Annotated in this window: 1 protein-coding gene and 1 pseudogene; both read right to left on the bottom strand. The window is 76.0% G+C overall.

Annotated features, from left to right (window positions below; translation table 11 throughout):
• Nucleotides 1–66: 66 nt before the first annotated feature.
• A pseudogene (locus tag ACFWEE_RS12730) lies at nucleotides 67–4,029 on the bottom strand (type I polyketide synthase); the annotation flags it as partial.
• A 114-nt stretch (nucleotides 4,030–4,143) separates the two neighbouring features.
• A complete protein-coding gene (locus tag ACFWEE_RS12725; RefSeq protein WP_386888609.1) occupies nucleotides 4,144–13,002 on the bottom strand; it encodes a type I polyketide synthase in 8,859 nt (2,952 codons plus the stop codon).
• Nucleotides 13,003–13,045 lie beyond the last annotated feature (43 nt).

Raw genomic sequence — 13,045 nt, 5'->3', positions numbered from 1 at the left:
CCGTCGCGGGCCGGGGCAGCGCGGGGAGGCCGGTGAGAGCCGTCGGTCCGGTCGCGGCGCGCGGGTTCAGTCCCGCGGGCTCAGCCACGTCTCGACGGCGGTCGCGGTGGTCGCCGAGTGCTCCTCCAGTACGGAGAAGTGGTCGCCCGGCACGTCGGTGGTGTCGTGCGGCAACCGCCAGAAGGCGCGGGTGTCCCGGGCCGGGTCGTCCGGTGTGCCGGGGAGGGGGGCCTCGGCGCGGAGCAGCAGGGTGGGGGTGGTGACCGCCCGGGGCTGCCAGCTGCCGAAGGTGGTGAGGTAACCGCCCATCGTGGTGATGCCGTTGTCGGTGAGCCCGAGACCGAAGGCGTCGAACCGGTCGACCATCGCGTTGATCATGGCAGGCATCCACCACTCCATTCCGGGCAGGGCCGCGGTGTCCATCGGGTAGGTGTCCACCATGGCCAGGCCGGCCGGCGGGGTGCCGCGCCGTTCGAGTTCGGTGGTCACCGCGTGGGCGACGCAGCCGCCCAGCGACCGCCCCAGCACGGCGAACGGCCGGTCACCCACGAGGCGTTGGACGGCGTCGGCCTGCATCGCCACGAAGGTCTCCGCCGAGTCGGGCAGGGCGCTGCCCTCGGGGTAACCGGGCGCGGGGACGGCGAGGACGTCTCGTACGCCGTGCAGCGCCCGGCCGAACCGGGCGTACTCGTGCGGCCCGGAGAGGGCGGTGAGGGCGGGAAAGCAGACCAGCGCCGTCCGTCGGTCGCCCTGCGCGAGCACCACCGGTTCGGCCGCGTGCCGGGCGCGGTCCGCCACGCCGAAGGTGGCTCTCAACCGGGAGGCCGCGACCGCCACTTCGGTGGCCGCCTTGATCTCCTGGGCGGCGCAGAGCCGCAGATAGAGCGTGGTGAGGGGCCCGTCGGCCGGTGCGGCGGGCTGTTTCCGCGCCCGCAGCAGCTCGCCCAAGTGCCGGGCGAGCGACGACGGTTCGGGGTAGCGGATGGTGAGGGCCCCGCCGAGAGCCAGGCCCGTGCGGGCCGCGAGCCGGGTGCGCAGTTCGACGGCGGAGAGGGAGTCCAGGCCCACTTCGACGAAGGCCCGGTCGGCGGCGACCGCGTCGGGGGACGTGTGCCCGAGCACGGCGGACACCTCCGCCGTGACGAGGGCGAGCAGCGCGGCGTCGAGCGCGGGCCCGGACAGCTCCGCGTGCCGGTCGGCCCAGCTCGTCCCGCTCTCGGGCTGCTCGGGCTCGACGGTCGGGGGTGCGGTGGCCGTCCGGCCGGTCACGGTGGCGTCGAGCCAGTGGCGGCGACGCTGGAAGGGGTAGGTGGGCAGGTCCACCGTGCGGGTCCGCTCCCCCTCGAGGACGGCCCGCCAGTCGACGGGTACCCCGTGGGCGTGGAGGCGGGCCAGCCCCGTCAGGAGCGTCGCCGCCCCGGGCCGGCCGCCCCGGGCCAGCGGCACCAGCACGGCGTCCTGCGCTGCGTCCTGCGCCGCCAGGATCTCGGCGGTCAGCCCGGTGAGGACGGCGTCCGGTCCGATCTCGACGAACCGGGTCACCCCCGAGGCGCGCAACTCCCGCACCACGTCCAGAAAGCGGACCGGCCGCCGGACGTGCTCGGTCCAGTGGTCGGCGGTGCCCAGCTCCCCCGCCCCGGCGGGGGCGCCGGTCAGGTCGGAGACCACGGGGATGCCGGGCTCCTCGTACCGCAGCGCCTTGGCCGTTCGGTGGAACTCGTCGAGCATCGGGTCCATGCGGGGCGAGTGGAAGGCGTGGCTCACCCGGAGCCGGGACGTTCTGCGGCCACGCTCCTCGAAGCCGGCCGCCACGGCGAGGACGGGTTCCTCGTCGCCGGAGACGACCACCGAGCGGGGGCCGTTGACCGCGGCGACCGCGACCGCCTCCCCCAGTCCGGCGAGCGCCTCGGCGACTTCCTCCTCGGTCGCCTCGACCGCCGCCATCGCCCCACCGGGCGGCAGCGCCTGCATCAGCCTGCCGCGCGCCGCGACCAGGGCGGCGGCGTCCTCAAGGGAGAGCACCCCGGCCACCTGCGCGGCGGCGATCCCGCCGATCGAGTGCCCCGCGACGACGTCGGGCCGCACCCCCCAGCCGTCCAGCAGCCGGAAGAGCGCGATCTCCACGGCGAAGAGGGCGGGCTGCGCGTACTCCGTGCGGTCGAGCAGGTCGCCGTGGGCGGCAAAGAGCACGACCTCGCGCACCGGGTGGGCGAGGTGGCCCGCGCAGTGGCGGTCGAGCGCGGCGGCCACCTCGTCGAAGGCGCGGGCGTAGGCGGGGAAGCGCTCGTGCAGCTCCCGCCCCATGGCGGCCCGCTGGCTGCCCTGTCCGGTGAAGAGGAAGGCGGTGCGTCCGGTGCGCGCCGCGCGGGGAAGGTCTTCCCCGGCGTCGACGACGGCGGCCGGGGAATGCCCGTCCGCCAGTGCCCGCAGCCCGGCGAGGAGTTCGTCCCGGCCCTCGGCGACCACCGTGGCGCGGTGCGGGTGGGTGGTCCGGGCGGTGGCCAGCGACCAGGACACGTCGCGCGGGTCGAGGCCGGGGCGGGAGTCCAGCAGCTTTGCCAGCCGGGCCGCCTGGTCCCGCAGCGCCGCCGCCGACCGGGCGGAGAGCAGCCAGGGGAGCGCGCCGGTGGTACGGGGTTCGGGGGTGTCCGTGCCCGTCCCGTCCTCGTCCGGGCCGGGTGCGGCCGGGGCCTCCTCGACGATCACGTGGGCGTTGGTGCCGCTCACGCCGAAGGCGGAGACCCCGGCGCGGCGGGGGCGTCCGGTCCCGGGCCAGGGCCGGGCCTCGTCCAGCAGCCGTACTCCGCCGCCCGCCCACTCCACGTGCGGGGTGGGGGTTTTGGCGTGCAGGGACTGCGGGAGGACTCCGTGCCGGATGGACTGCACCGCCTTGATCAGGCCGGCCACTCCCGCCGCGGCGGCGGTGTGGCCCATGTTGGACTTGAGCGAGCCGAGCCAGAGCGGGGCGTCCTCGGGCCGTCCGGTGCCGTAGACCTCCTGGAGCGCCTGGGCCTCGATCGGGTCGCCGAGGGTGGTGCCGGTGCCGTGCCCCTCCACCAGGTCGACGTCGTGCGGGGCGAGACCGGCGGTGGCCAGCGCCTGCCGGATCACCCGCTGCTGGGCCGGACCGTTCGGCGCGGTCAGCCCGTTCGACGCGCCGTCCTGGTTCACCGCGGAACCGCGCACCACCGCGAGCACCGGGTGCCCCAGCCGACGCGCGTCCGACAACCGCTCCACCAGCAGCAGCCCGACCCCCTCCGCCCAGCCGGTGCCGTCCGCCGAGGCGGCGTACGCACGGCACCGGCCGTCCGGCGAGAGCCCGCGCTGGCGGGAGAACTCCACGAACCCGGCCGGGGTGGACATCACGGTCACCCCGCCCGCGAGCGCCAGGTCGCACTCCCCCGAGCGCAGCGCCTGCACGGCCAGGTGGAGCGCCACCAGCGAGGAGGAGCACGCGGTGTCCACCGTCACGGCCGGGCCCTCGAACCCGTACGTGTACGAGATGCGTCCCGACGCCACACTGGCGAGGTTGCCGATGCCGAGGTACCCCTCCAGTTCGGCCGGTACCTCGGTGAGCCGGTGGTGGTAGTCCTGCGCGGTCAGGCCGACGAAGACGCCGGTGCGGCTGCCGCGCAGGGAGTCCGGGGCGATCCCGGCCCGCTCGAACGCCTCCCAGGACGACTCCAGCAGCAGCCGCTGCTGCGGGTCGGTCGCCAGCGCCTCGCGCGGTGACATCCCGAAGAACTCGGCGTCGAACTCGGCCGCGTCGTGCAGGAATCCGCCGTGCCGGGCGTAGCTGGTGCCGGGGTGGGCGGGATCGGGGTCGTAGAGCGCTTCGAGGTCCCAGCCCCGGTCGGTGGGCCACGGGGTGATGGCGTCGCCGCCGGTGGCCACCAGGTCCCACAGGGCGTCCGGCGAGTCCACCCCGCCCGGGAGCCGGCAGCTCATGCCGACGACGGCGATCGGCTCCCGGAGGCCGGACTCGACCTCGCGCAGGCGCTTGTTCGCCTCCCGGTTCTCGGCGAGCGCGCGCTTGAGGTAACTGCGCAGCTTCTCCTCATCGGCCACGACCGGCCACCTCCTCCATGGTTCCTACGTGTGCGTTGATGTGACGTTGCGTCAGAACATGCCGACGGTGGCTGGTCATCGCGCCTCGTTGTCCATCAGCTCGAAGAGCTCCTCGTCGGTTGCCCCGTCCAGGTCGATCTCCTCGCCCTCCTCCCGGTGGGGCTCGGCCCCGCCGGTGTCCCACCGGGCCACCAATGCCCGCAGGCGTGAGAGGAGTTCGGCGGCGTCCGGGGCGAGCGGGTCCGCGCCGGGCACGGCCCGCTCCAGCAGGGCGAGGGCGTCGGTCGCCGAACCTTGGCCCCCGGCCGGTGAGTCGGGGAGCAGACCGGCGAGGTGCGCGGCGACGGCGGCGGGTGTCGGGTGGTCGAAGACCAGGGTCGCCGGCAGCCTTACGCCGACGGCGGCGGCCAGCCGGTTGCGCAGGTCGACGGCGGTCAGCGACTCCAGGCCGAGCCCCTTGAAGGCGTGGTCCGCGCCGATCTCCCCGGCGTCCTCGTGCCCCAGCACCTCGGCGGTCTGGCGCACCACCAGGTCGAGCAGGGCCTCGGCGCGGGCGGCGGGCGCCAGGGCGGCGAACCGTGCCCCCGGGCCCGCCTGTTCACGGTCCTGGTCCTGGCCGTGGCCGTGGCCGGGCCCCGGAGCCCCGTCCGGGGCTCCGGCCCGCGGGGCGGTCCCGGCGAGCGGACCGGAGGCGGCCGTACCGGCGTCCAGCCAGTAGCGCCGGCGCTGGAAGGCGTACGTGGGCAGCTCGATCCGCTCCCCACGCTCCGACGGTTCCGGCGCCTCCGGCCTCTTTGGCAGCAGGCCGTGGAACGCCGGGGACCAGTCCACCTCCACGCCTCGGGCGTGGACGACCGCGGCCGAGGCGAGGAACCTGTCGAGTCCGCCGTGGTCCCGCCGCAGCGTCTCGGTCACCGCGACGTCCGCGGCCTCCGCCGCGTCCACGGCGTCCTGGATGCTGCCGGTGAGCACCGGATGCGGGCTGACCTCGATGAAGACGGTGTACCGCTCGGCGATCAGCTCCTCCACGACGGGGGCGAATCGCACCGTCCGGCGGATGTTGCGGTACCAGTACTCCGCGTCGAGCTCCCCGGGGCCGGCGAGGGCGGCGGTGACCGTGGACCAGAGCGGCACCTCGCCCGCGCGGGGCGTGACGAACGCGAGCCGTCCGAGGAGTTCGTCCTTCACCTCGTCGATCACCGGGGAGTGCCCGGCGACCGTGGCCGCCCTGATCCGGCGGGCCCGCTCGCCCCGCGCCTCGCACGCGGCGATCAGTTCGTCCAGGGCGGATTCGTCCCCGGCGACCACGGCGGCCGAGGGGCCGTTGACGGTCGCCACCGAGAGCCGTCCCGGCCAGGCCGCGATCCGGCGCTCGACCTCGGCCGGCGGCAGCGCCAGGGAGGCCATGCCGCCCTTCCCGACGAGCCCGGCCAGGATCAGGCTGCGCTCGACGACGATCCGCGCGGCGTCCTCCAGCGAGAGGATGCCCGCCACGCAGGCGGCGGCGACCTCGCCCTGGCTGTGCCCGACCACCGCGTCCGGCCGCACGCCGTACGCCTCCCACTGGGCCGCGAGCGCCACCAGCACGGCCCACAGGGCCGGTTGGGCCACGTCCACCCGGTCCAGGGCGGGGGCGCCGGGGGTCTCCCGCAGGACGTCGGTGAGCGACCAGTCGACCAGGGGTTCCAGCGCGCGGGCGCACTCCTCGACGCGCGCGGCGAAGGCCGGCGCGGTGTCGAGCAGCCCCCGGGCCATCCCGGCCCACTGCGAGCCGTGGCCGGGGAAGACGAAGACCGTGCGGACGCCCTCGGTCACCGTTCCCCGGACGAGGTTCCCGGCGGGTTCGCCCCGGACGAGCGCGCCCAGGCCGTCCGTGAGGCCGTCCCGGTCGGCGGCGACCACGACCGCCCGGTGGTCGAAGTGCGAGCGGTCGGTGAGGAGCGCGTGGGCGGTACCGGCGGCGGCCGGGGCCCGGTCCGGGCGGTCCAGAGCCGCGAGGAGGCGCGCGGCCTGGTCGGACACGGCCTGCGGGGTCCGGCCGGAGAGCACCCAGGGCAGCGGGGAGGCGGCCTCGGCCGGGACGGGCTCCCGGTCCGAGAGGTCCGCCGGGGACGCGGGCGTGACGGGAACGCTGGGCGCGGCGGGCGTGACGGGGACGCTGGGCGCGGTGGGCTGTTCGAGGATGACGTGCGCGTTGGTGCCGCTCACGCCGAAGGAGGAGACGCCCGCGCGCAGGGGACGGCCGTCCGCCGCCCAGGGCCGCTCCTCGGTGAGGAGGCGTACCCCGCCCGAGGCCCAGTCCACGTCGGGGGAGGGCGCGTCGACGTGCAGCGTCCTCGGCAGAACGCCGTGCCGCATGGCCTGCACCATCTTGATGACCCCGGCGACCCCGGCGGCGGCCTGGGTGTGGCCGATGTTGGACTTGAGCGAGCCGAGCCAGAGCGGCCGGTCCTCGGGCCGTCCGGTGCCGTACGCGGCGACCAGCGCCTGGGCCTCGATCGGGTCGCCGAGGGTGGTGCCGGTGCCGTGCCCCTCGACCGCGTCGACGTCGTGCGGGGCGAGGCCTGCGGTGGCCAGCGCCTGCCGGATCACCCGCTGCTGGGCCGGGCCGTTGGGCGCGGTCAGCCCGTTCGAGGCGCCGTCCTGGTTCACCGCGGAGCCGCGCACCACCGCGAGCACCGGGTGCCCCAGCCGACGCGCGTCCGACAACCGCTCCACCAGCAGCAGCCCGACCCCCTCCGCCCAGCTCGTGCCGTCCGCCGAGGCGGCGTACGCCTTGACGCGGCCGTCCTTGGCGAACGCCCGGTGCCGGGAGGTGGCGACCATGCCGGACGGTGAGGCCATCACGGCGACCCCGCCCGCGAGCGCCAGGTCGCACTCCCCCGAGCGCAGCGCCTGCGCCGCGAGGTGGAGCGCCACCAAAGAGGAGGAGCACGCGGTGTCCACCGTCACGGCCGGACCCTCGAACCCGTACGTGTAGGAGACGCGCCCCGACGCCACACTGGCGGCGCTGCCGTTGTGCAGGTAGCCCTCCAACTCGGCGGGGAGTTCGCGCAGTCGGGAGGCGTAGTCGTTGTACATCACGCCGACGAAGACGCCGGTACGGCTGCCGCGCAGGGAGTCCGGGGCGATCCCGGCCCGCTCGAAGGCCTCCCAGGACGACTCCAGCAGCAGCCGCTGCTGCGGGTCGGTCGCCAGCGCCTCACGGGGCGAGATACCGAAGAAGCCGGCGTCGAACTCGGCCGCGTCGTGCAGGAATCCGCCGTGCTGGGTGTATGTGCGGCCCGGTTCGTCGGGGTCCTCGTCGAAGAGATTCTCGTTGTCCCAGCCCCGGTCGGTGGGCCACGGGGTGATGGCGTCGCCGCCTTGGGAGACGAGGTCCCACAGGTCGTCGGGCGAGGCCACCCCGCCCGGGAGCCGGCAGCTCATGCCGACGATGACGACCGGGTCGTACGTGTCCGGGGCGGGGGCGGCCACGGGGGCGGGGGCCACCGGCCCGGGGCTCGCGCCGAGCAGTTCGGTGAGGAGGAAGCGCGCCAGGGCCTGCGGGGTCGGGTGGTCGAAGACGAGCGTGGGCGACAGCCGCAGCCCGCTCGCCGCGCCCAGCCGGTTGCGGAGGTCCACGGCGGTCAGCGAGTCGAACCCGAGGTCCTTGAACGCCCGGCCCGACGCGATGGTGTCCCGGTCGGCGCGGCCGAGGACGGTCGCCGCCTCCGCGCGGACCAGGCCGGAGAGGAGTTCCTCGCGTTCGGCCGCGCCGAGCGGGAGCAGCCGCGCCGCGAGGGTGGTGCCTCCCGTACCGGTGGATGCCTGCTGGGCGGCCGGCCTGCGGGTCCGTACGACGTCGCGGAGGACCGGCGGGATCTGCCCTGGGTCGGCGCCGTGCCGCAGGGCGAGGGGGACGAGGAGCGGGTGCTCCGTCGTTCCGGCCGCGTCGAGGAGCGCGAGCCCTTCGGGGGTGGTGAGGGCGCGGGTGCCGTGGCGGGCGTTGCGCTGGTGGGCCATGTCGTCGAGATGGCCGGTCAGCTCGCTGCTCTCCTCCCACAGCCCCCAGGCCAGGGAGGTGCCGACCAGGCCGTGGGCGCGGCGGTAGGCCACCAGCGCGTCGAGGAAGGTGTTGGCCGCCGCGTAGTTGCCCTGGCCGGGGACGCCGAGGACGCCCGCCGCCGAGGAGAAGACCACGAAGGCGGAGAGCGGGGCGTCCCGGGTGAGCGCGTGCAGGTTCCACGCCGCGTCCGCCTTGGGGCGCAGCACGGTGTCCACCCGGTCGGGGGTGAGCGAGGACACGACGCCGTCGTCCAGGGTCCCGGCCGCGTGCACGATGCCGGTGAGCGGGTGGACCGCCGGGATGCCGTCCAGCACGGTCCGCAGGGCGTCCCGGTCGGCCGTGTCGGCGGCGGCGACGGTCACCTCGGCGCCCAAGGCGGTGAGTTCGGCCGCGAACTCCGGGGCGCCCGGGGTGCCGAGGCCGCGCCGGCCGGTCAGCAGCAGGTGTCGTACACCGTGTTCGGTGACGAGGTGGCGGGCCACGAGCCTGCCGAGGAGTCCCAGGCCGCCGGTCACCAGGACCGTGCCCTCGGGCGGCCCGAAGCGCCACGTGCCGCGGGCCGGTTCCGAAGGCGCGTCGGTGCCGGCGCCGGAGGAGCCGGGCCGGGCGGCGACGAGCCGGGGGGCGTACGCGGTGCCGCCGCGGAGCGCGAGTTGCGTCTCGCCCGCCGCGACGGCCGTCGCGGTCGCCGCGCGGAGGCCGGGGGACGTGCCCTGTCCGGCGGGTCCGGCCGGCTCGGTGTCGACGAGCAGGAAGCGGCCCGGGTGTTCGGACTGGGCCGAGCGCAGCAGGCCCCAGACGCCCGCCGTGGCGAGGTCCGGCGACTCGCCGTCGACGGAGACGGCGCCGGTGGTCACCACGGCCAGCGGGACGGCGTCCAGTTCGGGGTGGGAGAGCCAGTCCTGGACAAGGGCGAGCACCCGCTCCAGGCTCGCGCGGGCGTGCTCCGGCGGGGGCGTACCGTCCTCCGGCCGTCCTTCGGCGGGGACCTCGTACAGGACCGGCCCGGCCGGGGCCCGGCCCGCGCGGACCGCTGCGGCGGCCTCGGCGGGGTCTCGGAACCGGACCGGGGCGTCCGGGTCCGGGTGGCGCGGCTCGGCCCCCTCGGGCAGGAGGAGCGCGAGCGGCCCGGGTCCGGAGGCGGCGGGCGGCAGCGGGGTCCAGGCGAGCCGGTACAGCGGTGCGACGGCCCCGGGGGCGGAGGCGAGCCGGGCCGCCGCGACCGGGCGGTACACCAGGGAGTCGAGGGAGACGACGGGCGCGCCCGCCGGATCGGTGGCGTGCAGGGAGAGCCCGCCGTCGGCGGCCGGCACGAGCCGAACCCGCAGGGCGGTGGCGCCCGAGGCGTGCAGCCGTACCCCGTTCCAGGCGAACGGCAGCAGCACCTCGTCCGGTCCGGCCTGCGCCGGGGTGCCGAGGGAGGCCGCGTGGAAGGAGGCGTCGAGCAGGGCCGGATGCAGCCCGAACTCCCCTGCCGACGACTCCTCCTCACCGTCGAGCGCGACCTCGGCGAAGATCTCCTCGCCGCGTCGCCAGGCCGCGCGCAGCCCCTGGAACCGGGGCCCGTAGGCGACACCGGATTCCGCGAGCCGGTCGTAGAGGCCGTCCAGCGGGAGCGCGGTGGCACCCGGCGGGGGCCAGCTGCCGGTGGCGTCCTGCGGCCGGGCGGGGCGGGAGGTGCGCGACAGCTGCCCGGTGGCGTGCCGGGTCCAGCCTTCGCCGTCCGCCGCGTCCTGCGGGCGCGAGTGGACGGTCACGGCGCGGCGGCCGTCCTGGGCGGGCGCCGCGACGGCGACCTGGATCTGGAGGGCGTCGTCGGCCGGCAGCACGAGGGGCGCCTCGACGACGAGTTCGTCGACCGTGTCGCGGCCGGCTTCGTCGGCGGCCCGTACGGCCAGTTCCACCAGGGCGGTGCCGGGGACGAGGACCCGGCCGAGCACTGCGTGGTCGGCGAGCCAGGGGTGGGTCCGGAGGGAGAGCCGCCCGGTCAGGAGCAGCCCGTCCCCCTCGGCCGGGCGGAGCGACGCGCCGAGCAGCGGGTGTCCGGCGGCGCGCAGGCCGAGTCCGGGGGCGTCGGCGGACCGGGCGGTCGTGCTCTCCAGCCAGAACCGCTGCCGCTGGAAGGGGTAGGTGGGCAGGCCGGCGAGGTCGGAGAGGTCCGGGCGCGGCCCGGCGAGTACGGGGCTCCAGTCGACGGCGACCCCGTGGACCTGCGTTTCGGCCAGCGAGGTGAGGAAGCGGGCCGTGCCGCCCTCGCCCCGGCGCAGCGAGCCGGTGACGACGGCGTCCGCGTCGGCCGCCTCGGCCGTCTCCTGCACGGCGGAGGTCAGCACGGGGTGCGGGCTGGCCTCCACGAACACGTCGTGGCCCTCGGCGAGCAGCTTCCGGGTGGCGGGTTCGAAGAGGACGGTCTGCCGGAGGTTGGTGTACCAGTACTCCGCGTCCATCACGGTGGTGTCGAGCCAGTCGCCGGTGACCGTGGAGAGGAGGGGGACGGTCGCGGCGCGCGGGGCGACCGGTGCGAGGGTGGTCAGCAGTTCCTCGCGGACCGTCTCGACCTGCGCCGAGTGGGAGGCGTAGTCGACCGGGACCCTGCGGGTGCGTACGCCGTCGCGCTCACCGGCCGCGATGAACTCTTCGAGGGCGGCGGGTTCGCCCGCGACCACCACGGCGGAGGGGCCGTTGACCGTCGCGACCGAGATGCGCCCGCCCCAGGGGGCGATCGCGGCCTCGGCCTCGGGCCGGGGCAGCGCCACGGAGACCATGCCGCCGCCGCCCGAGAGCGCGCCGATGGCCCGGCTGCGCAGGGCGACCACCCGGGCCGCGTCGTCCAGGGTCAGGGCCCCGGCGACGTACGCGGCGGCGATCTCGCCCTGGCTGTGCCCGATCACGGCGTCGGGGCGTACCCCGTACGACGTCCAGAGCTCGGCCAGGGAGACCATGACGGCCCAGAGCGCGGGCTGCACGACGTCCACCCGGTCGTGGCCGGGGGCGCCCTCCACCTCGCGCAGCACGTCGGTCAGGGACCAGTCGGTCCAGGGCTCCAGCGCACGGGCGCAGGCCTCGATGCTGTCGGCGAACACGGGTGAACTGTCCAGGAGTTCGCGGGCCATGCCGGTCCACTGGGAGCCCTGGCCGGGGAAGACGAACACGGTGCGCCGCTCGCCCCCGGCGGTCCCCCGCACGAGTCCGGGCGCGGACTGTCCCGAGGCGAGCGCGTCGAGTCCGGCGAGCAACTCCTCGTCCCCGGAGCCGACGACGACCGCACGCTCTTCGAACGCGGTGCGCCCCGCGTCGAGTTCACGGGCGACGGCGGCCGTGTCCGGTCCGGTACGGAGGTACGCGGCGAGCTCGGCGGCGCGGGCGGCGAGGGCGGCCGGGGTGCGCGCGGAGAGCAGCAGGGGTACGGCGGCGGGGTGTTCGGGTCCGCGTGCGGGTCCGGGCTCCGGCTCGCCTCCGGGTGCCGCTCCGGGCTGGGGTTCGGCTTCGGGTTCGGGTTCGGGTTCGGGGGCCTGTTCCAGGATGATGTGGGTGTTGGTGCCGCTCATGCCGAAGGCGGAGACGCCCGCGCGGCGCGGTTCCCCGGTCTCGGGCCAGGGCCGGTGTTCGGCGAGGAGGGCCACGGCGCCCGACGCCCAGTCGACGTGCGGGGACGGCTCGTCCAGGTGCAGCGTCTTCGGAAGGACCCCGTGCCGCATGGCCTGCACCATCTTGATGACGCCGGCCACCCCGGCCGCCGCCTGGGTGTGGGCGATGTTCGACTTCACGGAACCGAGCCAGAGAGGGGCCTCGTCGGTGTGCTCCTGGCCGTAGGTGGCGAGCAGCGCCTGCGCTTCGATGGGATCGCCGAGGGTGGTGCCGGTGCCGTGCGCCTCGACGGCGTCGACCTGCCCGGCGGTCAGCCGCGCGTCGGCGAGCGCCTGCCGGATGACCCGCTGCTGGGCGGGGCCGTTGGGTGCGGTCAGCCCGTGCGAGGCGCCGTCCTGGTTGGCGGCCGTGCCCCGGACGACGGCGAGCACCCGGTGGCCGTGGCGGCGCGCGTCGGAGAGCCGCTCGACGAGCAGCAGCCCCGCGCCCTCGGACCAGCCGGTCCCGTCGGCGGCACCGGCGAAGGCCTTGCAGCGGCCGTCCGCGGCGAGACCGTGCTGGCGGGAGAACTCCACGAAGGTGGAGGGGGTGGTCATGACGGTGACCCCGCCGGCCAGCGCGAGGTCGCACTCGCCGGAGCGCAGCGACCGTACGGCCAGGTGGAGGGCGACCGAGGAGGAGGAGCAGGCCGTGTCGACGGTGACGGCGGGGCCTTCGAACCCGAAGGTGTAGGAGATGCGGCCGGAGGCGACGCTCGCCGCGTTGCCGACGACGATGTAGCCCTCCAGGTCCTCGGGGACGGCTCCGGCCGGGGGCGCGTAGTCGTTGCCGTTGCTGCCCACGAAGACGCCGGTGCTGCTTCCGCGCAGGGCGTCGGGCCGGATTCCGGCCCGCTCGAACGTCTCCCAGGCCGTCTCCAGCAGCAGCCGGTGCTGGGGGTCGGTGGCCAGGGCCTCGCGCGGCGAGATGCCGAAGAAGTCGGTGTCGAAGTCGCCGGGGGACGCGAGGAACGCGCCGCGCCGGGTGGAGGAGGTGCCGGGCCGGTCCGGGTCCGCGTCGAAGAGGGCCTCGGTGTCCCAGCCCCGGTTGTCGGGGAAGTCGCCCACCACGTCCCCGCCTTCGGAGACCAGCCGCCACAGGTCCTCCGGGGAGTCGATCCCGCCGGGGAAGTGGCAGGCCATGCCCACGATGGCGACGGGTTCCTGGCCGCCCTCCTCGGCGTCGCGCAACTTCTTGCGGGTCTCGTGGAGTTCGGCGGTGACCCGCTCCAGGAGATACCGCATCCGGCTGTCGTTCATCAATCCACCCTTCGTGCAAAGGGCCCGGTGCTGGGAAGGCCGG

This window comes from Streptomyces sp. NPDC060184, from assembly GCF_042728795.1.
Lineage (GTDB): Bacteria > Actinomycetota > Actinomycetes > Streptomycetales > Streptomycetaceae > Streptomyces.
The sequence above is the reverse complement of the archived record's forward strand: the minus strand, read 5'-3'. Positions and strand labels throughout refer to the sequence as shown.

Excerpts from the sequence above, each read along its gene's own strand:
- ACFWEE_RS12725 (WP_386888609.1), bottom strand. The coding sequence starts at position 13,002 with ATGAACGACAGCCGGATGCGGTATCTCCTGGAGCGGGTCACCGCCGAA.